The sequence below is a fragment of the Streptomyces shinuiensis genome (assembly GCF_043660855.1).
Lineage (GTDB): Bacteria > Actinomycetota > Actinomycetes > Streptomycetales > Streptomycetaceae > Streptomyces.
On record NZ_JBIHML010000001.1, the window covers coordinates 3,412,899 to 3,435,261 of the forward strand.

General features: G+C 74.8%; 21 protein-coding genes and 1 pseudogene. 8 read left to right on the plus strand and 14 right to left on the minus strand.

What is annotated here, in order from left to right:
* Window positions 1-336: 336 nt before the first annotated feature.
* Complete coding sequence (groL, locus tag ACGRHY_RS15605) at window positions 337-1,968, plus strand: chaperonin GroEL (protein WP_394635942.1); 1,632 nt, start codon at window positions 337-339, stop codon at window positions 1,966-1,968.
* 303 nt (window positions 1,969-2,271) lie between these two features.
* On the opposite strand, the gene murQ is transcribed toward groL, so the two are convergent.
* Window positions 2,272-3,318 carry an N-acetylmuramic acid 6-phosphate etherase gene (murQ, locus tag ACGRHY_RS15610; protein ID WP_394635943.1) on the minus strand — a complete coding sequence of 349 codons (1,047 nt, stop codon included), beginning with the start codon at window positions 3,316-3,318 and terminating at the stop codon, window positions 2,272-2,274.
* A gap of 126 nt (window positions 3,319-3,444) precedes the next feature.
* A complete protein-coding gene (locus ACGRHY_RS15615; RefSeq protein WP_394638069.1) occupies window positions 3,445-4,380 on the minus strand; it encodes a MurR/RpiR family transcriptional regulator in 936 nt (311 codons plus the stop codon).
* Window positions 4,381-4,500: 120 nt separating this feature from the next.
* Here ACGRHY_RS15615 and ACGRHY_RS15620 point away from each other — a divergent pair, with 120 nt between their 5' ends.
* Window positions 4,501-4,908, plus strand: a complete 408-nt coding sequence (locus ACGRHY_RS15620) for a DUF8819 family protein (protein WP_394635944.1) — start codon at window positions 4,501-4,503, stop codon at window positions 4,906-4,908.
* Complete coding sequence (locus ACGRHY_RS15625; protein WP_394635945.1) at window positions 4,905-5,186, plus strand: DUF4031 domain-containing protein; 282 nt, start codon at window positions 4,905-4,907, stop codon at window positions 5,184-5,186. The genes ACGRHY_RS15620 and ACGRHY_RS15625 overlap by 4 nt, the downstream gene beginning before the upstream one ends.
* Here ACGRHY_RS15625 and ACGRHY_RS15630 read toward each other — a convergent pair.
* The 5 genes and pseudogenes from ACGRHY_RS15630 to ACGRHY_RS15650 all read right to left on the minus strand — a co-directional run bounded on the left by ACGRHY_RS15630 (window position 5,173) and on the right by ACGRHY_RS15650 (window position 10,148).
* On the minus strand, window positions 5,173-6,495 hold the full coding sequence (locus ACGRHY_RS15630; protein ID WP_394635946.1) for a PP2C family protein-serine/threonine phosphatase: 1,323 nt from the start codon (window positions 6,493-6,495) through the stop codon (window positions 5,173-5,175). The genes ACGRHY_RS15625 and ACGRHY_RS15630 overlap by 14 nt on opposite strands.
* Window positions 6,492-7,292 carry an alpha/beta fold hydrolase gene (locus ACGRHY_RS15635; protein WP_394635947.1) on the minus strand — a complete coding sequence of 267 codons (801 nt, stop codon included), beginning with the start codon at window positions 7,290-7,292 and terminating at the stop codon, window positions 6,492-6,494. Before ACGRHY_RS15635 ends, ACGRHY_RS15630 begins: the two co-directional genes overlap by 4 nt.
* A 179-nt stretch (window positions 7,293-7,471) precedes the next feature.
* Window positions 7,472-8,704, minus strand: a complete 1,233-nt coding sequence (locus ACGRHY_RS15640) for a Cmx/CmrA family chloramphenicol efflux MFS transporter (RefSeq protein ID WP_394635948.1) — start codon at window positions 8,702-8,704, stop codon at window positions 7,472-7,474.
* A 169-nt stretch (window positions 8,705-8,873) separates the two neighbouring features.
* The gene (locus ACGRHY_RS15645) at window positions 8,874-9,437 is read right to left on the minus strand and encodes a TIGR03086 family metal-binding protein (protein ID WP_394635949.1); all 564 of its coding nucleotides are present in this window, start codon (window positions 9,435-9,437) and stop codon (window positions 8,874-8,876) included.
* A gap of 20 nt (window positions 9,438-9,457) precedes the next feature.
* Window positions 9,458-10,148, minus strand: a pseudogene (locus ACGRHY_RS15650) (HD domain-containing protein).
* A 58-nt stretch (window positions 10,149-10,206) separates the two neighbouring features.
* Here ACGRHY_RS15650 and ACGRHY_RS15655 point away from each other — a divergent pair.
* On the plus strand, window positions 10,207-10,908 hold the full coding sequence (locus tag ACGRHY_RS15655; RefSeq protein ID WP_394635950.1) for a copper homeostasis protein CutC: 702 nt from the start codon (window positions 10,207-10,209) through the stop codon (window positions 10,906-10,908).
* 107 nt (window positions 10,909-11,015) lie between these two features.
* Here ACGRHY_RS15655 and ACGRHY_RS15660 read toward each other — a convergent pair whose 3' ends face one another.
* Together ACGRHY_RS15660 and ACGRHY_RS15665 are read right to left on the minus strand one after the other, a co-directional pair.
* Entirely contained in the window at window positions 11,016-11,543 is a 528-nt protein-coding gene (locus ACGRHY_RS15660; protein WP_394635951.1) for a DoxX family protein, read from the minus strand.
* Window positions 11,544-11,908: 365 nt separating this feature from the next.
* Window positions 11,909-13,978, minus strand: a complete 2,070-nt coding sequence (locus ACGRHY_RS15665; RefSeq protein ID WP_394638070.1) for a HelD family protein — start codon at window positions 13,976-13,978, stop codon at window positions 11,909-11,911.
* 449 nt (window positions 13,979-14,427) lie between these two features.
* On the opposite strand from ACGRHY_RS15665, the gene ACGRHY_RS15670 reads away from it, so the two are divergent.
* The 3 genes from ACGRHY_RS15670 to ACGRHY_RS15680 all read left to right on the plus strand — a co-directional run bounded on the left by ACGRHY_RS15670 (window position 14,428) and on the right by ACGRHY_RS15680 (window position 16,596).
* Window positions 14,428-14,715 (plus strand): hypothetical protein, encoded by a 288-nt coding sequence (locus tag ACGRHY_RS15670; RefSeq protein ID WP_394635952.1) that lies wholly within the window; start codon window positions 14,428-14,430, stop codon window positions 14,713-14,715.
* 246 nt (window positions 14,716-14,961) lie between these two features.
* Window positions 14,962-16,077, plus strand: a complete 1,116-nt coding sequence (locus tag ACGRHY_RS15675; protein WP_394638071.1) for a glycosyltransferase 87 family protein — start codon at window positions 14,962-14,964, stop codon at window positions 16,075-16,077.
* 168 nt (window positions 16,078-16,245) lie between these two features.
* Entirely contained in the window at window positions 16,246-16,596 is a 351-nt protein-coding gene (locus tag ACGRHY_RS15680; protein WP_394635953.1) for a helix-turn-helix domain-containing protein, read from the plus strand.
* On the opposite strand, the gene ACGRHY_RS15685 is transcribed toward ACGRHY_RS15680, so the two are convergent.
* The 4 genes from ACGRHY_RS15685 to ACGRHY_RS15700 form a co-directional block, all read right to left on the minus strand.
* Window positions 16,586-16,927 (minus strand): PIN domain-containing protein, encoded by a 342-nt coding sequence (locus ACGRHY_RS15685; protein ID WP_394638072.1) that lies wholly within the window; start codon window positions 16,925-16,927, stop codon window positions 16,586-16,588. The genes ACGRHY_RS15680 and ACGRHY_RS15685 overlap by 11 nt on opposite strands.
* A gap of 35 nt (window positions 16,928-16,962) precedes the next feature.
* Entirely contained in the window at window positions 16,963-17,220 is a 258-nt protein-coding gene (locus ACGRHY_RS15690) for a hypothetical protein (RefSeq protein ID WP_394635954.1), read from the minus strand.
* Window positions 17,221-17,509: 289 nt separating this feature from the next.
* A complete protein-coding gene (locus tag ACGRHY_RS15695; RefSeq protein WP_394635955.1) occupies window positions 17,510-17,671 on the minus strand; it encodes a hypothetical protein in 162 nt (53 codons plus the stop codon).
* Between the two features lie 35 nt (window positions 17,672-17,706).
* The gene (locus ACGRHY_RS15700) at window positions 17,707-19,368 is read right to left on the minus strand and encodes a DNA repair helicase XPB (protein ID WP_394635956.1); all 1,662 of its coding nucleotides are present in this window, start codon (window positions 19,366-19,368) and stop codon (window positions 17,707-17,709) included.
* A gap of 184 nt (window positions 19,369-19,552) precedes the next feature.
* Between ACGRHY_RS15700 and ACGRHY_RS15705 the strand changes: the two genes are divergently transcribed.
* The gene (locus ACGRHY_RS15705) at window positions 19,553-19,744 is read left to right on the plus strand and encodes a hypothetical protein (RefSeq protein WP_394635957.1); all 192 of its coding nucleotides are present in this window, start codon (window positions 19,553-19,555) and stop codon (window positions 19,742-19,744) included.
* 13 nt (window positions 19,745-19,757) lie between these two features.
* Here ACGRHY_RS15705 and ACGRHY_RS15710 read toward each other — a convergent pair whose 3' ends face one another.
* Window positions 19,758-22,265: a helicase-associated domain-containing protein gene (locus ACGRHY_RS15710; protein WP_394635958.1), complete on the minus strand. Its 2,508-nt coding sequence runs from the start codon at window positions 22,263-22,265 to the stop codon at window positions 19,758-19,760.
* Window positions 22,266-22,363: the final 98 nt, after the last annotated feature.

Here is a 22,363-nt window from a genome sequence, read left to right on the forward strand (position 1 = left end):
CCCGTAGGGGGCGCGGGCCCTCCTGTCGTGTGCCCGCGCACCGGCGTGTGCCCGCGGCCTCGTCCGCGCCCCCTCGTCCGTCCCGTACCCGGGGGTACGGGCACGCGGAACACCCGGCGCGCTTGCACTCGGAGGGGTCGAGTGCTAATCATTGGCGTTAGCACTCTGAAGGTGAGAGTGACAAAGCAAGGACCGGTTCGGTGAGGTCCGCAAGCCCGGTGGAGCAAGGAACCAGCGGGCCGGTGGGCCGTCCGTCGCGGGCGCCAGAGCGGTCCGGAGACATCCCAACCCGCCCCTGGCCTTCGGCATGGGGAACCCCAGGGAGGACCACTTCACATGGCCAAGACCATCGCGTTCGACGAGGAGGCGCGGCGCGGCCTCGAGCGCGGGATGAACCAGCTCGCCGACGCCGTCAAGGTCACGCTCGGCCCCAAGGGCCGCAACGTCGTCCTTGAGAAGAAGTGGGGCGCCCCCACGATCACCAACGATGGTGTCTCCATCGCCAAGGAGATCGAGCTCGAGGACCCGTACGAGAAGATCGGCGCCGAGCTGGTCAAGGAGGTCGCGAAGAAGACCGACGACGTCGCCGGTGACGGTACGACCACCGCGACCGTCCTGGCCCAGGCGCTGGTCCGCGAGGGCCTGCGCAACGTCGCCGCCGGCGCCAACCCGATGGCCCTCAAGCGCGGCATCGAGAAGGCCACCGAGGCCGTCTCCGCCGCCCTGCTGGAGCAGGCCAAGGAGGTGGAGACCAAGGAGCAGATCGCCTCGACCGCCTCCATCTCCGCCGCCGACACCCAGATCGGCGAGCTGATCGCCGAGGCCATGGACAAGGTCGGCAAGGAAGGCGTCATCACCGTCGAGGAGTCGCAGACCTTCGGTCTGGAGCTCGAGCTCACCGAGGGCATGCGCTTCGACAAGGGTTACATCTCCGCCTACTTCGCCACCGACATGGAGCGGATGGAGGCGGTCCTGGAGGACCCCTACATCCTGATCGCCAACTCCAAGATCAGCGCCGTCAAGGACCTGCTCCCGCTGCTGGAGAAGGTCATGCAGGCCGGCAAGCCGCTGCTGATCATCGCCGAGGACGTCGAGGGCGAGGCCCTGTCCACCCTGGTGGTCAACAAGATCCGCGGCACCTTCAAGTCCGTCGCCGTCAAGGCCCCGGGCTTCGGCGACCGCCGCAAGGCCATGCTCGGCGACATCGCCATCCTCACCGGTGGCCAGGTCATCTCCGAGGAGGTCGGCCTCAAGCTGGAGAACGCCGGTCTGGAGCTGCTGGGCCGCGCCCGCAAGATCGTCATCACCAAGGACGAGACCACCATCGTCGACGGTGCCGGTGACAGCGAGCAGGTCAACGGCCGCGTCAACCAGATCCGCGCCGAGATCGAGAACTCCGACTCCGACTACGACCGCGAGAAGCTCCAGGAGCGTCTGGCGAAGCTGGCCGGCGGCGTGGCCGTCATCAAGGCCGGCGCCGCCACCGAGGTGGAGCTGAAGGAGCGCAAGCACCGCATCGAGGACGCGGTGCGCAACGCCAAGGCGGCCGTCGAGGAGGGCATCGTCGCCGGCGGTGGCGTGGCCCTGCTGCAGGCCTCCGCGGTCTTCGAGAAGCTGGAGCTCGACGGAGACGAGGCCACCGGTGCCGCCGCGGTCAAGGCCGCGCTGGAGGCCCCGCTGAAGCAGATCGCGGTCAACGCCGGCCTCGAGGGCGGTGTCATCGTGGAGAAGGTGCGCAACCTGACCCCGGGCCACGGTCTGAACGCCGCGACCGGTGATTACGTGGACATGATCGCCGAGGGCATCATCGACCCGGCCAAGGTCACCCGTTCCGCGCTGCAGAACGCCGCCTCCATCGCGGCGCTCTTCCTCACCACCGAGGCCGTCATCGCCGACAAGCCGGAGAAGGCCGGTGCCGGCGCCGACGCCGCCGCCGCAGCCGGCATGGGCGGTGGCATGGACTTCTGATCCGCCCCGCGGATCGGCGGTTCCCGCCGGGCGCGCGCCGCGCGCACGGTGACGAGGGCGGCACCCCGCGAGGGGTGCCGCCCTCTCGTCATGTTCAGGAGGTGGGTTCCGGCACCGCTTCACGGCCCGGCCCGGGGGCGGCGCACCGGACGGCCTCCCGGGGCCGCATGCGGTCGCTCCTGCCCGGGCCCGGCCCGCGGTGCACGGTCTCCTCCGCCGTGGGCCGGAGTCCCCCCGCGCGCGGGCGTGCCGTACGGCCGGCGGCACGCGGGAGACCGGGACAGCGGGCCCGCGGGACAGGCGTCAGCCGTCCGCCGCCTCCAGGGCCGCGCGCAGCCGGCCGCCCGACTCCCTCAGCAGCCGCTCGGCCGTGGGGCCGTCCACCTCGCCCAGGATGGTGAGGATGGCGTTCTTCACCTCGCCGCCGGTGGCCACGAGCGCGGACTCGATCCGCTCGTCGCTCGCACCCGTGGCCAGCGAGACGATACGGCGCGAGCGGGCCCGCAGTTTCTCGTTCGAGGCGCGCACGTCGACCATCAGGTTCCCGTACGTCTTGCCCAGCCGGATCATGGTGATGGTCGAGATCATGTTGAGGACCAGCTTCTGGGCCGTGCCCGCCTTGAGCCGGGAGGAGCCGGTGATCAGCTCCGGGCCCACGACGACCTCGATGCCGTGGTCGGCCGCCGTCGCCAGCGGTGAGCCGGAGTTGCAGGACAGCCCGACCGTCAGCGCCCCCAGCCGCCGCGCGTGCTCGACCGCGCCGACGGTGTACGGGGTGCGCCCGGAGGCCGACACGCCGACCACCACGTCGTCGGGGCCCAGCCCCAGCCCGTCGAGGTCGGCCGCGGCGAGGTCGGGGCGGTCCTCGGCGCCCTCGGCCGCGCTGACCAGCGCGTGCGGGCCGCCCGCGATCACCCCGACCACCTGGGAGGGGTCGGTGTCGAAGGTGGGCGGGCACTCACTGGCGTCCAGGACGCCCAGCCGCCCGGCCGTCCCCGCCCCCGTGTAGACCAGCCGCCCGCCGCGCGCCATCCGCTCGGCGGTGGCGTCGATGGCGGCGGCGATGCGCGGGAGCTGGGAGGCGACGGCGGTGGGGACGGTGGCGTCCTCCCCGTTCATGACCCTGGCGATCTCCAGGGTGGGTAGCCGGTCGATCTCGGACAGGTCGCTGCGGAACGCCTCGGTGGTGAGCGTGTCCAGCTCGGCGCGCAGCCGGCCGTACGCGCCGTCAGGGTCGTCCGGGTCACTGGGGCCGAGGGGGGCACGGGAGTCACCGGGGGTGCCGGGACCGTGGCCGGGTTCGCCGGGTTCGCCGGGTTCGCGGCCGGCGGCGGTCGGAGAGGAGGTCATGACGGTGCGGCTCTTTCCGTTCTTCCGGATGCCGGGGGCCGGCCACCGGTGCCGGTGCCCGGGCAGGGGTGTGGGGGGTTGGGTGGTGCTGCTCGGGTGCTGCTCGGGTGGTCGGGGGTGTGGGTGTCAGCGCTGCCGGGGCGAGTGGCGGTGGGCCAGCGCCTCGTAGGAGGCCGACAGCGCGGGGGCGGCGGTCTCGTAGGTGCGCTGTGCCACGCCGATGAACAGGCAGTCCACGACCAGCAGTTGGCTGGTCCGGCTGGACATGGCCGCCGGGCGCAGTTCGCTCTCGCGCGCCGTGGAGGTGGTCAGCACGTGGTCGGCGTACTGCGTGATCTCCCCGTCCGGGCGGCCGGTGACGGCCACGGTGGTGGCACCGTGGTCGAAGGCGACGCGCAGCGGTTCGATCACGTCCACGGTCCGGCCGGAGTGGGTCACCGCCAGGGCGACGTCTCCGGCGCGCAGTTGCACGGCGCCGGTGACGGCCAGATGCGGATCGGCGTGGGCGTGGGCGATCAGGCCGATGCGCAGCAGCTTCTGTGCCAGGTCCTGGGCGACCAGGGCGGAGGCGCCGGCGCCGTAGAGGTCTATCCGGCGGGCGGAGGCCATGGCGTGCGCGGCCGCCTCGACCTGGCCGGGGTCCAGCCCGGCGGCGGTGTCGGCGAGGGTCTGCCGTTCGTCGTGGGCGAGCTTGGCTATGACGTCCTCGATGGGATCGTCCACGGCGATGTCGGCGGTCACCGACGGGGAGGCGCCGGAGGCCTGCTGCGCTGCGAGTCCGGCCAGCGCCAGGCGCAGATCGCGGTAGCCGGGGTAGCCCAGCAGGCGCGAGGTCCGTACGACGGTCGCCTCGCTGGTGCCGGTGCGCTCGGCGAGACCGGTGACGGTGAGCTGCGCGCACCCGGCGGGATCGCCGGCGACGGCCTCGGCGACGCGTTGCATGGAGCGGGTCATCGAGGGGGCCATGGTGCGCACCTTGGCCGCGAGGGCGGCGGGCTCCGGGGGACCGGGGCGGCGGCCCGGCGCGGTGTCGCGGACCGGGTCGGCGAAACTTTCCTTCACAGTGTTGTTCACGTGGTGGAAGATATTTTCACCACGCGGGGCCGTCAAGACGTCCGCCCTCCTCCGGCGGTCGCGGTCGGCGGGGCGGTTCTCCCGGTCTTCTGCTCCAATGGAGGGGCTATGACAGAGCAGCGCCCCTCTTCCCCCGGTCCCGATCCCCACGACTCCGACCCCCACGGCCTCGAACGCGCCCTCCACACGGGCCGGGCGCTCGTCCTCGCCGACCTCACCGCCTGCGGCATCGCCGAGGCCGAGGTCGTCTCGCTGGTCGAGGACGCGGTCTCCCACCGCCGCTGGTGGGTCGGGCAGTGGCCCGAGGGCGCCTCCTTCGTCGCCGGCCTGATCGCCCAGGACGTCCAGGACGCCCTGCTGGACCGCCGCGGCCGCTGGCCGGGCTGCCCGCTGTGCGTCGGTGAGGAGGAGCACGCGCTCGACGTCGAGCCCGAGCTGGGCCCGGACCCGCACTGGGTGTGCGGCCGGACGGCGACGGCGGTGGCGCCCGTCGGGGAGCTGGGAAGCGCCCGGTGACCGTCTACATCGACCCGCCCGAGTGGCCGGGCCACGGGATGCTGTGGTCGCACCTGGTCAGCGACGCCTCCTACGAGGAACTGCACGCGTTCGCCGCCGCCCTCGGCTGCCCGCGCCACGCCTTCGACCGCGACCACTACGACGTACCCGCCCACCGCTACGAGCGGGCGGTGCGGCTGGGCGCGGTCGAGGTGGGCGGCAAGGAACTGCTGCGGCGGCTGACGGAGGCCGGCCTGCGGCGGCGCAGGCCCCCGCGCCGGGTGGTCATGGCGCCCTGAGCGGTCCCGGCCCGTCCGGCGTGCCCGGGGTGTCCGGCCCGTCCCCGCCTCCCGGGTCCTCCCGGGAGGCGGGGACACCGAGGGCCAGTACGGCGGTGTCGTCGTCCACGCCCTCACCCAGCCCCTCCAGCAGGGCGCTGACGGCGGCGACGGCATCCGCGGCGCTCGTCGGGGCCAGTCCGGCCGCGAAGTCGAGCAGGGCCTCCTCCCCGTAGCGCCCTCCGTCCCGCTCCCGGTACCGCTCCCCGCGGTGGCCTCCGGCACGGAGGGTACGGGCCTCGGTCAGCCCGTCGGTGTACAGCAGCAGGGTGTCGCCGGGGGCCAGGCGCACGGTGGCGGCGGTGAAGTGGGCGTTCGGCAGCACCCCGACCAACTGGCCTCCGGGGGTGTGCAGATAGCCGGCGGTGCCGTCGGCGCGCATCAGCAGGGCCGGGGGGTGGCCGCCGCTGGCGAGGGTGAGCTCGCAGCCGTGCCCGCCGGGGGTGAGCAGACCGTGGACGACGGTGCAGAAGCGCGGGTCGTCGCCGTGGTTCTCGTGCTCCAGGACGGTGTTGAGGTTGGCCAGCACCCTGACCGGATCGGGGTCGGAGGCGCTCGCGGCGCGCAGGGAGTAGCGGGCGAGGGAGGTGACGGCCGCCGCCGCGGCGCCCTTGCCGGACACATCGCCGAGGAAGAGCCCCCAGCGACCGCCGGAGACGGGGAACAGGTCGTAGAAGTCGCCGCCGACCTCGTCGGCCGAGGCGGTGTGGTAGTGCGCGGCCAGCTCGGTGCCGGGGATGTCGGGCAGGGCTGGTGGCAGCAGGCTGCGCTGGAGGGTGGTGACGAGCTGCTGGACGCGTTCGCGCTCGCGGTCGGCCTCCTGCCGGGCACGCAGCAGCTCGGTCTCGTACGCGCGGCGGTCGCGGGCCTCGAAGACGGCGGTGCGCACCAGCGGCGGCCGTTCCGCCGAGCCCTCCCGCACCTCGGCGGCGACCATCACCGGCAGCCGGCTGCCGTCGGCGGCCTTCATCTCCAGGGCGATCCCGCCGACGCGGCCCTGCATCCGCAGCAGCGGGGCGAGGTGGGTCTCGTAGTAGATCCTGCCGCCGACGGTGAGCAGCTCGGAGAAGGTCCGGCGGCCGACCAGTTCCTCGCGGCGGTAGCCGAGCCAGTCCAGCAGGGTGGCGTTGACCCTGACGATCCTGCCGCCGGGGATGGTGGAGAGCTGGCCGCACGGCGCGTTCTCGTACAGCTCCTCCGGGTCGTCCTCCGGGTTCCCGGCGTCCTCCGGTTCCGGCCCGTCCGGCCCGGAGGACGTGCGGGAGGTCACCGCGCCCTCGCGAAGGAGGCGATGGCCTCGGCCGTCGGGCCGGGGCTGCTGAGCTGCGGGCAGTGCCCGTGGGCGTCCAGGGTGACCAGGGTGCTTCCGGCGATCTCGTCCCGGACGAACGCGCCCACCCCGCGCGGGGCCAGGGTGTCGTGCGCGCACTCGACCACCAGCGTCGGCACGGTCACCCCGGCCAGGTCCCCGCGGTTGTCGGACAGGAAGGTGGTGCGTGCGAAGACGCGGGCCATGCGCGGGTCGGCCCGGCAGAAGCTGTTGGTCAGCTCCTCGCCCAGCTCGGGCCGGTCCGGATTGCCCATGATCACCGGCGCCATCACCGCCGACCAGCCCAGGTAGTTGCTCTCCAGCGACTCCAGCAGCTCATCGATGTCGGCCCGGCTGAACCCGCCCCGGTAGTCGCCCTCGTCGATGTAGGAGGGGGAGGGGGTGAGCAGGACCAGTTTGGCGAAGCGCTCCGGCTCGCGCAGTACAGCCAGCACCCCGGTCATGGCGCTGACCGAGTGCCCCACGAACGTCACGTCCCGCAGCTCCAGCGCGCGGCAGATCTCCAGCACGTCCTGCGCGTACCCCTCCAGCGAGGAGTATCGCTCCTCGTTCCAGGCGGAGGGGTCCGAGCGGCCGGAGCCCACGTGGTCGAAGAGCACCACCCGGAACTCCCCGGCCAGCGCGGGCGCCACCAGGCGCCACAGGTTCTGGTCGCAGCCGAATCCGTGCGCCAGCATCACCACCGGCCCGTCCTCCCGGCCGGTGACGGTGACGTTGTTCCTCCTGCGCACGTCCATCTCACACGTCCTTCCACCCGTGCCCGGAGCCCTGGCCGCCGGAGCGCCGGCCGCGGGCGGCCTGCGGGTGCACCGGCAACCGAGGGTAATCCCGTACCCCGGGCGGGGCATGCCGGAGCGGCCCGGCGGGAGGACGGTCCGGAGGCAGGGCCGCCGCGCCGGGCCGTTGCCCGGACGGATCAGCCCGCGGTTCCGGTGACCCGTGCGGGGCCGCCGGCGGCCGTGTCCGCGGGCGAGCCGGCCACCACACGGGAGGCGGCGGTGCGCCGGTGCCAGCGCGAGGCCGCCACCGTCGCGCCGACGGCCGCGGCGGCCAGCAGCGCGCTGACCCAGGAGACGCCTGTGTAGCCCCAGCCGGCGGTGATCACCAGTCCGCCGATCCAGGGACCGAGGGTGTTGCCGATGTTGAACGCCGAGGTGGTCGTCGCGCCCGCCAGGGTGGGGGCGGCGCCCGCCACCTCGAACATCCGGGCGTTGAGGGCGGGGGCGGTGAAGAACGAGGTCACCCCCAGCCCCAGCGCCAGCCCGACGGCCGCCACCGGTAGGTGTGCGGTGAGCGCCAGCAGTGCCAGTACGGCGGTGGTGGCGGCCAGACCGGCGTACATGGCGCCGAACAGGTGCGCGTCGCCGACCCGGCCGCCGAGCGCGGCGCCGATCAGCGCGCCGGCCCCGTACAGCGCCAGCACGGTCGGCACCCAGCCCTCGCCCAGGCCGGCGGTGTCGGTGAGCAGCGGGGAGAGGTAGGAGAAGAGGCAGAAGGTGGCGGCGGCGTTGAGCGCGGTGATCACCAGCGCCAGCCACACCTGGCCTTCGCGGTAGATCCGCAGTTCGCGGCGGAGTACGGGCCGGTCCGCACCGGTGGGCGGCCGGGTGGGCGGCACCAGCGCCAGCACCCCGGCCACCGCGACCGCCGCCAGGAGGGCCACCGCCCAGAACGCGGCCCGCCAGCCGGCGTGCTGCCCCAGGAGCGCACCGGCCGGCACGCCCAGGACGTTGGCCACGCTCAGCCCGCCGATCATCACCGCCATCGCCTTCGCCTTCGCGCCCGCCGGGGCCAGCGACACGGCCACGGCGGCGCCCACCGCCCAGAACCCGGCGCACGCCAGCGCGCTCACCACCCGCGAGGCGAACAGCACCTCGTACGTCGGGGCGAGGGCGCCGGCCACCTGCCCGGTCCCGAAGACGGCCAGCAGCGACACCAGGGTGGTGCGGCGGGGCAGCCGCAGAGTCGCACCGGCCAGCACCGGGGCGCCGACCACCATGCCGATGGCGAAGGCGGACACCAGCAGCCCGGCCTGCGGAATGGTCACCGACATGTCGCGGGCGATCGGCTGGAGCAGCCCGGCGATCATGAACTCCGAGGTGCCGAGCGCGAACACGGACAGCCCCAGCACGTAGACGGCCAGGGGCATGCGGGGACGCCCCGCGCGCGGCGGGACACCCCCGGACGGTGATGTGTCGAGTGGTGGCATGTCCAGGCCCAACGTCACCGCCGGGAAGAGCATTCCTGGTCGGAGGCCTCGTCGTCCGTCCTTTCACCGGACGGCCGGACGGTCCGCACCGCCGTGCCGTCCAGGCGGATCAGGGGCGGCGGCCCAGCAGGGCCACCAGCCTGTCCTGGACCCCCGCGCCCTCGCCCGCCCCGACCGGCTCGCCGAACAGTCCGGTGTCACGCAGGGAGTCCGCCACGGGGCGCACCGCCTCGTACACGTACCGGGCCAGCTCCTCGTCCAGCCGGTCGTCGGCGCCGACGCCGCGCGCCAGGTCCCACGCGTGCACGGTGAGGTCGGTGGTCATCTCGCGGGCGTAGTCGGCGGCCGGTCGCGGGCCGTCGCTGGTGTGCACGTGCCCGTCCAGGGCGCCGGGGCGGTGGAAGGCGGCCCGTGATTCCTCGGCGGCACGCCGCCACGCGGCCCGCGGGTCGTCGCCGAGGACGTCGCCGTCGAACCGGTCGCCCACCTCCTCCAGCGTCGCGCCCCGCAGCAGCCGGGGCGCCCACAGGTGCTCGGCGACCAGGTGGCGGACCAGATCGCGCACGGTCCACTCGGTGCACGGGGTGGGGGCGTCCCACTGGTCGTCGCGCACCGAGCGGACGCGCCGGCCGAACTCCGCGTATCCCCGCTCAAGGGCGTCGAGTCGTTCCATCGCTCCAGCCTAGGTGTGCCTCACGCGGTGAGCAGGTCCAGTTCCGTGGCCAGGTTGCGGCGGGCGGTGTGCTCCCAGTGCTCCCGGCCGTAGTGGGTGCGGAACAGCGTCGGCAGGCCCAGCAGATGGCGCAGGACCTCGGCGCGTCCGGTCCGGAAGGCGTCGTCGGGGACGAAGCCGTACTCCTCGCGGACGGCGGCGGCATAGGCCGCGTACTCCTGCGGCGACCCGGCCAGTACCGCGAGATCGGCGTCGCAGAGCACCTCGCCGCCCGTGTCGCCGGGGGCCGGGTCGTGTCCGGCGGTGAGGCGGACCAGCCGGGCCACCTCGGCGGCCAGGACGGGGGGGGACGCCCGCCTCGGGCAGGGCGCGCTCGGCCAGGCGGGCGCTGCGCTCCTCGTTGGTGGAGCGGTCCGGGAGATGGACCGCGTCGTGGAACCAGGCGGCCAGCGAGACGGTGGCGACCTCCTCGGGACCGGAGCAGTGCGCGGAGAGAAGGCCGACGCGGTCCAGGACGGCGATCAGGTGGTCGGTGGTGTGGTAGCGGCGGTGGGGCTCGGCCCAGCGGGCGAGGAGGTCGTCGGCGTAGGCGTACGGGGAGGGCGTGTCCGCGGGGAGGTCCGCCTCCGGGCGGCGTACGGCGAGGAGGGTCCGGGTCCAGCGCTCCCGCAGCCCGTCGCGGGCCGGATGGCGGTTCTTCGGCGTGGCCATGGCGCAATTGTGTGCCCCGTCTTCCCGGCGTGTCCCGCGATATGGCAGGCTCCGTTATATGTCTAGACCAATCCTCGAAGTGATCGCCCTCGACGTCCACGACGCGATCGCCGCGCAGACCGGCGGGGCGGACCGCCTCGAACTGGTCGGCGACATGGCCGCCGACGGCCTCACCCCCGCCCGGGGGACCTTCGCCGCCGTCCGCGGCGCCACCGGCCTGCCGGTGCGTGTGATGCTGCGCGCGAAGGACGGATTCGCGGCGGGCGGCGAGGCGGAGCTGGAGGAACTGTGCGAGCGGGCGCGCGGCCTGCGCGCGGAGGGCGCCGAGGAGTTCGTGCTCGGCTTCCTCGACGACACCGGGCAGCCCGACCTCGCCGCGATCGGCGTACTCCTCGACACCGTCCCCGGCTGCCGCTGGACCTTCCACCGCGCCATCGACCACTGCGCCGACCGCGCCGGGCTGCGCAAGCGGCTCGACGGGCACCCGGGCCTGGACGCCTACCTCACCGCCGGCTCGGCGGACGGAGTGACGGCGGGCCTGGCGGTCCTGTGCGCCGAGGCGGCCCGTACGGCCGCCGGGGAGCCCGGCTACCTCCCGCTCCTGATGGCCGGCGGCGGCCTGGGCCTCGGCCACGTCCCCGTCCTGCGCGCGGCGGGCGTGACCGCCTTTCACATCGGCGGCGCGGCCCGCCTCGGCGGCTGGGACACCCCGGTCTCCCCGGACGCGGTACGCGCCTGGCGCGAGACGCTGGACGGCTGAGCCGGCGGGTGTCCCGCGCGTACCCTCGGACGGCCGCCCCCGGGTGGACCCGGAGGTGCGGCGGTGGCCGGGAGCGGTCACCGCTCGCGGCCACCGCCGCACCGGGGTCACCGCTGCAGGGCGGGGCGCCGGACCGCCGCGGCCTTCGGCAACCGCTGGGCGACACCGCGTTCGTCGACGGCCGCCCACAGCGCGACGGCGATGAAGACCGCCTGCACGGGAACCCTGACCCACAGCGGTGTGGCCGCGCCGCCGTTGAACACGACCCCCTCGACCGCGGCGTAGACGTTGGCCGGGAGCATCAGCGAGAAGAGCACGGCCAGAGCGAACCCGGTCGCCGGGCGGGTCGCCGCCAGGACGAGCCCCGCGGCGCCGAGGAACTCCAGCACACCGGTCAGGTAGACCATGGTGTGGGGCCACGGCACGAACGGCGGGACCATGGCCGCCATGTCCTCGTGACCGGGCATCGAGGTGGCGCCCGACCGGACGAAGTGCGTGGTCGCGGTGACCGCCAGCATGACCGCCAGGCCGTGCACGGCTGAGACCCGCCATGTCGGGAACCGGGCGGCACCCAGTGCGCCGAGCAGCCGGAAACCCAGTGCCGGGCCGACGAGGAGCATGAGCGTTCCGAACATGGCGACCTCCGGGAGGGCGAGGAGAGGGAGCGGTTGGGCGGGGTGGCGGACAGGCCGTCCGCCGTGCTGTGCCGCGCCTTGCCGTACCGTCGTCCGGCCGTTTCGGCGCCCACTCGAACTCTTCCACCGGACCGCCGCCGTGCGGAGCGGTGAAGGTCCTCTCCCGCCGAGGCGTTGGGGCACGTCCTCGTGGGCCGGTCGCCCCCGCCGACAGGGACGTTCGGCCCTGGTGGGCCGGCACCGTCCGGTCGCGGCGCTCCACCCGGAGGCCCGTCGCCGGGCACCTCCGCGCAACCGGTGCCGGGCCCATCGGCGGAATTCCGCCCCCGGCGGTGGGCGGGAGGGGGAGGCCGCCCGGCGTTCCGTCAGGTGTCGCCCCCGTCACGCAGCGGCTCCGGCAGGGAGGCCGCGTGGACGACGGTGAGGCCGGAGACCGCACGGGTGAGGGAGACGTACAGGCGGCGCAGGCCGGTGCGCTCGTCCGGTTCGCCGTCGACGACGGCGGCCGGCTCGTCCAGGACCACATGGTCGTACTCCAGGCCCTTGGCCAGGGTCGCCGGGACGAGGGTGAGGCGGGTGTCGGCGTCCGTCTCCGTCCCCGGGGCGAGGTGGGGGACGCCGGCGGCGTCCAGGGCCGATGCCAGGGCGGGGACGCGGGCGTCGGCGGCGATCAGGCCGATCGAACCCTCGCGCCGGAGCGCCTCGCGGCAGGCGTCCACCACCGCGCCGTCCAGCCCGTCCACCGCCACCGCCCGTACCCGCAGGGAGCCCGCCGCCCCGCGGATCGAGGTCGCCTCGGACAGGCCCGGCGCGATGTGCGGCAGCAGCCGGGAGGCGTAGGCGATGACCTCGCGCGGCACGCGGAAGCCCCGGGTCAACTCCTCCACCGCCGCGTCCGGTTTGCCCAGGTGGGACAGGGCCTCGGCCCAGCTCGCGGTCGCCCACGGCGTGGTGCCCTGTGCCAGGTCGCCCAGCACCGTCGCCGACCCGGTGGTGCAGCGGCGGCCCACCGCCCGGTACTGCATGGGGGAGAGGTCCTGCGCCTCGTCCAGGACGACATGGCCGAGCGAGGGGGTACGCCGCACCAGGTCGGCTGCCTCGTCGATCAGTACGGCGTCGGCGGCCGACCACTTCGCCGAACGCACCCCGCGCGGCGGCTTCGTCCACAGGATCGCCTTGCGCTCCTCGTCGGTGAGGACGCCCTCGGAACACTCGGCCAGGAAGCCGTCGTCCGACAGCAGCCGCAGTACCAGCTTCGCCGGATCGACCTCCGGCCACACGGTCTTGACCAGCGACTTCACTGCCGCGTTGCGCGCCACCGCGTCCTGCACACGGTCGTCGGGGGCCTCGCCAGAGCGCTCCATGCGCGTCAGCACGGCGTGCGCGACGCGCTGCGGCAGGGCCTCGCGGGCGGCGCCGTAGCGGATGCCGCGCTCCAGCAGCTCGCGGACGATCTCCTCCAGTTCGTACGCCGGCACGCGCCAGCGGCGTGAGCCGCGGACGACGACGCACGGCTCGGCCGGCATCGTCACGCCCGAGCGGACCGCGCGGCGCAGCACCTCGGCCATGCGGCCGTCGCCCTTGATCCGGGCGGTCTCCGGATCGTCCGTGCCGCGCACCTCCACGTCTGTCGCCTCGGTGATCAGGTCCTCCACGGTCGCCTGCCGCACCGCCAGCTCGCCCAGGGCCGGCAGGACCTGTTCGATGTAGCGCAGGAAGGACCGGTTGGGGCCGATGACCAGCGTCCCGGTGCGGGCCAGGCGCTCGCGGTGCGCGTAGAGCAGGTAGGCCACGCGGTGCAGGCCGACGGCCGTCTTGCCGGTGCCCGGCGCGCCCTGGACGCACACGGTGCCGTCGACGCCGGTACGGACGATCTCGTCCTGCTCGGGCTGGATGGTGGCCACGATGTCGCGCATCGGACCGACGCGCGGGCGCTCGATCTCGCGCCTGAGCAGGGCGCTGGCCTTCTCGGCCTCGTCCGGGTCGGACAGGCGCTCGTCCTCGTACGCGGTCAGCTCGCCGCCGGTGTAGCCGAAGCGGCGGCGCAGGCCGACGCCCTGCGGGTCCTTTTTCGAGGCGCGGTAGAAAGGCTGGGAGACGGGGGCGCGCCAGTCGATGACCATCGGGTCGCCGTCGGCGTCGTGGACGTGGCGGCGGCCGATGTAGTACCGGGCCGCCGCGTGAGTGCCGTGCTCCGGGGCGCCGGGGGATCGCGGGGAGTCCGCGTAGTCCAGGCGGCCGAAGAACAGCGGGGTGCCGGCGAGGTCGGCGAGAGCCTCGATCCGGGCGTCGATCTGGCGCTGGAGCGCCTCGGCGTTCACCCAGTTGGCGGTGACGTTCCTGATGTCGAGCGACTCGACATCGTGGCGCATGGCGCGCAGCGCGGTGCGTGACGCGGCCAGGTGGGCGCGTTCGCGTTCGAGCGGGTCGAGCATGTCGGGGGCGTGCGCGGGCACGTTGCGGCCTCCTGCGGAAAGCGCGCACGACGGCGGTGGGCGAGCCGCTCGGGCGTGCGGCCGCGCCGCACACCGGGTGCGGTGGACGACAGGGTCGGAGGGGACCGCGTACGCCGGCGGGGGCCTGCGGGCCGGCGGGGGCCGACGAGGACACGGCCGCCGGGAGCGCGGTCCGCCGGCCGGTACCGACCGGTCGGCTCCTCCCCGGCGGCACGGCGGCACACGGGCGTGTGGAAGGAACGCCCTGCGGTGCCGTGGCGCGGGAGGCGGGAGACGCGTGATTCTAGCCCCGCTCGCTCCGGCGGGCGAACGATTTCCCCCGTACGCGGGGAGAAGGGACAGGCCGGGTTGCGGGCGGAGGAAAGCCATGGTGGGACCTAGGATGGATATGGACCAATAGGGCGAAACGACTGCGGACCCGTGGAGTCATGAACAGCACCCCCATCCCTCCCCAGACATCCGGCGGCCGGGCCACGGGCGCCACCGCGCTCGCCGCGCTCGACGCGCGGAGCGGCGACGGCGGCCACCGGCACCGCCGCCACCTGCTGGGCGACGCAGTCCGGGCGATCTCCGTCTTCGCCGGCGCGGCGTTCGACGTCGCGGTCCTCGGCGACTACGCGGAGGCGCGTGAAGAGGACCGGGAGCAGGGCCCGGAGCAGGACCGGGACCGCAAGACGCGCGACGGCGGAGCGCACGAGCCCGCGACCCGCGCCTGACACCGGCCGGGCGCACCGGACCGTCGGTTAGGGTCGCCCCGCGGCGGCGACCGCAGAAGACCGAAGGACGACCGTCGACCGACGGACCGGAACCCAGGAGGTGGCCGAGTGCCGGCTGCGCCCACGCCCGACACCGGCCCCGACACCGGCCCCGAACACCCGGTCCGTACCGCACACGGCGGCCGTACCGCCCGCGCCCGGATACGCGCCGCGCCCGGCGACCGCCGGACCCACGCGGCCGCCGCCCTGCTCGTACTCTCCCTCGCCGCGCTCGCGGCGGTCTGCGCGGCGCAGCCCAGCTTCCTGGTGGACGTGCTCGTCTACCGCGCCGAGGGCCGGGCCGTCGTGGAGGGGGGCGACCTGTACGGCCTCACCGTCACCGAGTGGGACCTGCCCGCCACCTACCCGCCCTTCGCCGCGCTGCTGTTCGTCCCCACCGCCCTGCTGCCCCTGCCCGCCGTCCAGGTCCTCTTCGCGGCCGGCAACGTCGCACTGCTCGCCCTGCTGGTCCATCTCTCCCTGCGCCTGGCCGGACGGCGGACCTCCCCAGCCCTGCTGATCGCCGCCACGGCGGCCGGCCTGTGGCTGGAGCCGGTCTTCCAGACCATGGCCTTCGGGCAGATCAACCTCGCCCTGGCCTGCCTGGTCCTGTGGGACCTCGGCCGCCCGGACGGCGCCCGGGGCAAGGGCCTGGCCATCGGCGTCGCGGCCGGGATCAAGCTCACCCCCGCGATCTTCGCCGTCCATCTGCTGCTGACCGGCCGCGTCCGCGCCGGGCTGACGGCGCTGGCGGGCTTCGCGGGGACGGCGGTGCTCGGCGCGGCCGCCCTGCCGGGCGCGAGCGTGGACTTCTGGACGCGGCGGATGTTCGAGACCGGCCGTGTCGGCAAGGCGTGGATCGTCGACAACCAGTCCCTCCAGGGAATGGCCGCCCGCCTCCTGCACACCCCCGAGCCCGGCCTGTGGTGGGCCGTGCCCGCTGCCGTCGTCGCCCTGCTGGGCCTGTTGCTGGCCCGCCGTGCCCATCTGTGCGGACGGGAGGGCTGGGGGGTGCTCGCCGTCGCGGGCACGGCGGTGCTGGTCTCGCCGATCAGCTGGTCCCACCACTGGGTGTGGTGCGTGCCGCTGCTCGCCGTCCTGGCCGCCGCCGGGCCGGACCGCCGGTGGCCGCTGTGCGCCGCGGGCGCCGTCGCCGCGCTCTTCACGGCCCGCACGCACTGGCTCGTCCCCCACTCCGGGGACCTCGACCTCCACCTGCCCTGGTGGCAGCAGCCGCTCGCCTCCCCGTACGCGCCCCTGGCGCTCGCACTGCTGGCGTACGCGGCGTGGTGCCTGCGACGGAGCCCCCGGCCCACCGGATGACGCCCGGCCCCGCGCCCCGTGCGGTGCCGAAGCGCGCCGGCCGCCGCCCGTGCCCGGTCCGCGAGCGCTCACCGCAGAGGCACGGCCCGCCTGTCCGGCGAACGGACCACCCGCGGCACGTCCTCCGCAGCCGATGCCACGTTGAACGGGCGGATGAGAGGGGCAGTCGTGCACAGGGGATACCGAACACGGTGGCTGGTTCCGGACGAGCACCGCGCCGACCCCTCCTATGCCGAGGCCGGCGCCGCCATCGCGCCGGGGCAGGCCGTGTACGACCGCCGCACCGCGCTCGGGCTCTCGACGGGACAGCTCGCCCGGCGGGCGGGGGTGGCGGAAGCCGAGGTCGAGCGGGGCGAAGGCGGGGCGGTGACACCCGCCGTCGCCCTGCTGCACGCGCCGGCGCGGGCCCTCGACGCCTGGGTGGAGCTGTCCGTCGAGGGTGACGATACGTTCCTGTCTTTCCCGCCCTTCGCGGGGCACGGCTCCACCGCGAAGGGCGGGGAGAACCTCAGGGGGTGAGATCGAGAACGCGGACCGGCCGGTCCTTCCAGGTCTGTGGTGCCGTGGTGGCGACCACAGCACCGTCAGGACGGTCGATGGACGGCTGAGCCGCGTACTCGGTATGAGCAGCCGACCAGGTGGTCTCGCGGGCCACGGCAAGGGCGGAGGGCAGATCCAGGTGGAGAAGGGTGACCCCGGGCAGAGCGGCGATGTGCTCAGCGGTGCCCGGACGAGTGCGGTCTGCTTCGACAAGTGCACACGCCGTGGCGTAGAGAAGCCACCCCGGCTCGTTCTCCGCTCGGTAGATCAGCCGGGAGGCCATGACGTTGCCATGTCCGGCGGCCACCATGGCTGTGTCGTCCAGGACGACATGCACAAGGCCGGTCACCGCCCGATCGCCTCCGCCAGCCGCCTGTCCAACTCCTCGTCCAGACGCTTTTCCTCGGACTCGGTGGGGTTGTAGCCGTTCCACTCCCGCAGTACGGCGAGGGTTCGCTCGGCGCGCTCGGCGCGCTCGGCGGGAGTGAGCAGAGTGTCGGCGAGGCGAGCGAGGTATGCCCGCAGGGACAGCCCTTCAGCGGCTGCTATTTCGGCGAGTCTGTCACGGGCTTCAGCGGGGATGCGGATGTTGGCGTCAGCCACAGCGGCGCTCCTTCCGATCACTCAGGCCTTCTGATCATTCAGGAAGTATACGGGTACGTACTCGTACCCGTTCACATGTCCGGTGAGACCGGTTTCAACCCGACGTGAGCGGGCCGGGCGAGGGGTTCGGGCGGAGTGTCCGTCGCCTCACACCGCCGCGGCCCGTCGCCACCGGCAACGCCCGTCACCGCCGTCACCGCGCCGCGAAGCGGTCCAGTGCGTCCAGGGTGCGGGTGCCGGCGCCGCCGGGGCGGCCCTCGGCGGCGACGACGGTCAGCTCCGTGTCCGGTCAGGCGCGGGACAGCTCCCACGCGGTGTCGAGCGGGCTGCTCAGATCGGCCCCGCCGTGGACGACGGCGGCGGGCCTGCCGACCGGATCGCCGCAGATCTCCCGGTACACGCGGTGGCCGCCGCCGACGTCGAGCATGCCGCTCTCGTACGGCTCGCGCATCTCGACCTCCCGGGGTCCGGTGACGGACCGGGAGGCTACCCGACCTCGTCGGGCTCCTCGTCGCCCGCCAGCAGTTCGGAGGCGTCCACGATGCGGTAGGCGTAGCCCTGCTCGGCCAGGAAGCGCTGGCGGTGGGCCGCGAAGTCCTGGTCGACGGTGTCGCGGGCGACGACCGAGTAGAAGCGGGCCTCGTGGCCGTCCGCCTTCGGGCGCAGCACGCGGCCCAGGCGCTGGGCCTCCTCCTGGCGGGAGCCGAAGGTGCCCGACACCTGGATGGCGACCGTGGCCTCGGGCAGGTCGATGGAGAAGTTGGCCACCTTGGAGACCACCAGCACCGACAACTCGCCCGCTCGGAAGGCGTCGAACAGCTTCTCGCGCTGCGCGTTGCCGGTATCGCCCTTGATCACGGGCGCGCCCAGGTGCTCGCCCAGTTCGTCGAGCTGGTCGATGTACTGGCCGATGACGAGCGTCTGCTGCCCGGCGTGGCGGCGCACCAGCGCCTCGGTGACGCGCTGCTTGGAGGCCGTGGTGGAGCAGAAGCGGTACTTCTCGTCCGACTCGGCCGTCGCGTACGCCAGCCGCTCGGACTCGGTGAGGTCCACGCGGACCTCCACGCAGTCGGCCGGGGCGATGTAGCCCTGCGCCTCGATCTCCTTCCAGGGGGCGTCGAAGCGCTTGGGGCCGATGAGGGAGAAGACGTCGGACTCGCGGCCGTCCTCGCGCACCAGCGTGGCCGTCAGGCCGATGCGGCGGCGGGCCTGGAGGTCGGCGGTGAACTTGAACACCGGGGCCGGCAGCAGGTGCACCTCGTCGTAGACGATCAGGCCCCAGTCGCGGGAGTCGAACAGCTCCAGGTGCGGGTACACGCCCTTCCGCTTTGTCGTCAGCACCTGGTAGGTGGCGATGGTGACGGGGCGGATCTCCTTCTTCGCGCCGCTGTACTCGCCGACCTCGCTCTCCGTCAGCGAGGTGCGCCGCACCAGTTCGCTCTTCCACTGCCGGGCCGAGACGGTGTTGGTCACCAGGATCAGCGTGGTGGCCTTCGCCGTGGCCATCGCGCCCGCGCCCACCAGCGTCTTGCCCGCGCCGCAGGGCAGCACGACGACGCCGGAGCCGCCGTGCCAGAAGTTCTCCACGGCCTGCCTCTGGTAGGGGCGCAGCGCCCAGCCGTCCTCGGCCAGCTCGATCGGGTGCGCCTCGCCGTCCACGTAGCCGGCCAGGTCCTCGGCGGGCCAGCCGAGCTTGAGCAGCGCCTGCTTGATCTGGCCGCGCTCGGAGGGGTGGACGACGACGGTGTCGGGGTCGATACGGGCGCCGACCAGCGGCTGGATCCGCTTGGAGCGCAGGATCTCCTCCAGCACCGGCCGGTCGGAGGACTCCAGGACCAGCCCGTGCACGGGGTGCTTGAGCAGCCGCAGCCGACCGTAGCGGTCCATCGTCTCGGCCACGTCCACCAGCAGCGCGTGCGGCACCGGATAGCGGGAGTGAGTGACCAGGGCGTCGACGACCTGCTCGGCGTCGTGCCCGGCGGCGCTGGCGTTCCACAGGCCCAGCGGGGTGAGCCGGTAGGTGTGGATGTGCTCGGGGGCACGCTCGAGCTCGGCGAAGGGCGCGATGGCGCGGCGGCAGTCGTCGGCCTGCTCGTGGTCGACCTCCAGCAGCAGGGTCTTGTCGCTCTGGACGATCAGGCAGGACACGCGTACCTCCAGCGATCGGATCGTCGTGGGACGGGCGCACCCGCCGAATGGAAGAGTCTACTTTTTCCGGGCGCGTACCGGCGTGCCCGGTGTGCCCGGCGACCCCCCGCGGGGCCCTTCGGCCCTCCGCCGGGGGTCGCCCCGCCCGTGTGAGGGACGGCCCGCGGCGCCTACGCTGCCGGACATGGATGCGATCCGGTTCAGGCGGACACGGCGTACGGAGGGCTGCGGCATGGACGGCTATGTGAAGTGGGCGGGCAGGGTGGCGGCGACCGCCGGGGCGGTCGCCGCGCTCGCCGGGGCCTGGGCTGCGATCGCCGGGGCGGTGGCGGCCACCAACGGCGCGAAGGCGGCGCGGAAGGCCGCGCGGCGGTGAACGCGGCGGCGGGTCACGCCCGGCCCGCCGTTTTCGCCGGGCCGTCCGGGCCGTCCGGGGCTCCCACGTCCGCCGCGCCCGTGATGCGGTGCAGCGGGTAGGTGCGGACCTCCTCGGCGGTGTGGTCGTACGCGGTGACGAAGCCGCCCTCCACACGGACGGGATCGATGGTGCGCTGCCCCGCGGTGCCGTCGGCGTCCACATGGCCGATCAGCACCGGCGTCCCGCGGCGGGCGGCGGCGCGCAGGACGGCCAGGGTGTCGGCCGGGGGCGTGCGCGGCGGCGGGCCGCCGGGAGCGGCCGGGACGGGGCGGCGTGGCCGGGGCGGGGCGCCGCCGGCCGCCACGTCGCCCGAGCGGATGGCGCGTACGGCCGCGGCCAGCAGCGGGTCGCCGGGGCCGGGCGGGCCGTCCGGCACCGGCTCGGGCGCGGTGCGCGGCGGGGTGCGCAGGGCGTCGGCGCGGTGGACCACCACATCGCCCCCGTCGGACTCGGCGGCCGGCGCGTACCCCATCGCACGCAGCCGCTCCAGCAGGGTGGCCGGGTCCGCCTGGGCGGCCAGCACCGTCGGCGCCAGCAGCCGCAGCCCCAGGGAGGCGGCGCGGCGGTCGGCGGCGATCTCGGCGAGCAGCGTGTCGTCGTCGCAGCGGACGTAGGAGCCGGCCGCGCCCACCCGCAGCCGCCCGTGCCGCCGCGCCACGTCGTCGATCAGGTACGCCAGCGGCTGCGGGACGGGCGTGCGGGAGTGGGCGGCCAGGAAGGAGTGCAGGTCGTCGGCGTCGTGGCCCGCGTCGAGGGCGCGGCGCACCGACTCGGGGGTGAAGCGGTAGACCGTCGCGCCGCCCTTGGACTCCACGTCGGCCAGGATGTTCAGCGTCTCGGCCGGACGGCGGCGCAGCGGCCCCGGCGCCACGGCCGTCAGGTCGGCCTGGAGCAGGACGTGGTCCAGCGGCTCGGGCAGGAGAGGGGCCAGAAGGGCGGCGGCCTCCGGGCCCGCCGTTCCGGGTTCCGGGCCCGCGGCGTCCGGGCCGGTCGCGTCCGCGCCGGCGGCGTGCTCGTCCAGCAGGGGGCGCGCGTACGAGGTGAGTGCGCCGCGCCCCGTCACGCCCAGCAGCTCCGCCTCCGTCAGCGTCCACCGCACGATCCGGCCGCGCAGCTCCGCACCGCCGCGCAGCGGGCACTCCCAGTCCAGCCGGGCGGCCACCGCGTCGGCCTCCGGGGCCGTCCCCGCGGGCTCGGCGGCCAGCAGGCCCAGGGTGCGGCGGCGCAGCTCGGGCGCGGGACCGCGGTCCAGGCCGGGGCCGAGTGCGCCGAGCGTCCGGCCGCGGGCGTCGCGCCCGCCGGCCAGCCCGGCCAGCCGGGTGGCCGCCAGCCAGGCGCGGGCCAGTTGCGTCCAGCGCCGCTCGGGCGGCTCCTCCAGCCACGCGTCGTAGGCGGGGGTGGGCGCGTACCGCTCGCCCTCCTCGCCGTCGGAGGCCAGCAGCCCGGCGGCGTGGGCCAGCTCGATCCAGAAGGCGGCGACCGGCTCGGAAACGTCGAGCGCGACGGCGGTGCGCTTGAGGTCCCGCACACCCAGGCCGCCGGCGCGCAGCACCGACGGCGCGCCGGCGTCCGTGCTCCACAGCTCCAGCAGCTCCTCGACGGCCGCGAGCGCCGCCAGCGCCTGGCCCGCCCCGGCGGAGTCCGCGGCCGCCGGTGTGCGGGCGCGGCCCGGGCCGACGGGCGGCGGCAGCGGCTCCGGGCGGCGGTGGGCACGGCCGCCGCGCAGGTGCAGGGCCACCTCCCGGGGCAGTACGACCGTGCGGGGCGCGGCGGGCAGCAGCAGGGCGCGGTCCAGCAGCCAGCGGACCGGCGGGGAGGGGACCTCGGAGACCTCGCCGTAGGGCGGGCCCCACATCAGCCTGGCGAGCATGGCCCGCGACTCCTCGGGCGCCTGCCCCAGCAGGGTGTCCATCCGCTCCCGGTCGCCGAAGAGGGAGGCCAGGGACGCCAGCGCGCTCACCGGGTCGTGGGTGGTGGGCAGCCCGGCGGCGGCCAGGACCTCCTGGAGGCGGCCGGGCGACGTCCCCGCGGTGGCCTCGGCCAGGGACGGGCCCAGGCCGGTGGGGGAGGGCCTCGACGCGGACGGGGCGAGCAGCTCGCGGGCGGTGCGCACCAGACGCAGCCGGTCGTCGCCGCCCCAGACGACCGCCCGTTCGCGCAGCAGGCCCAGCGCGTGCGGCAGTTCGCCCTCGCCGCCCGGCAGCAGGGCGGCCAGCTCCCCGTACGGGCAGGGATCGGGAGCCACGGCCAGCGCCTCGGCGACCTGGAGGGCGAAGCGGTCCAGTCGCTCCAGCGCCCGCAGCACCGAGGTGCGGGCGCCCGCGCGGGTGGCGAGCTGGGAGAGGTCGCCGGGGACGGGCGAGAGCAGGTCCGGGCGCGCCCGCAGCAGAGCGGCGAGCGCGTCGTCGGGGCGGGAGCGCAGCTCGTCGGCGAGCGTGCGGGGGGCCGCCCGCCGGCGCGCTTCGGGCTCTGTCGTCATCCGTACAACGGTACCGGCAGCCTGTGGACAAGCGGTTCCGCGCGGGGGCGGTGCGGGTACGGTCGTGGCGTACGGATGCCAGGGACCAGTAGCCGCTG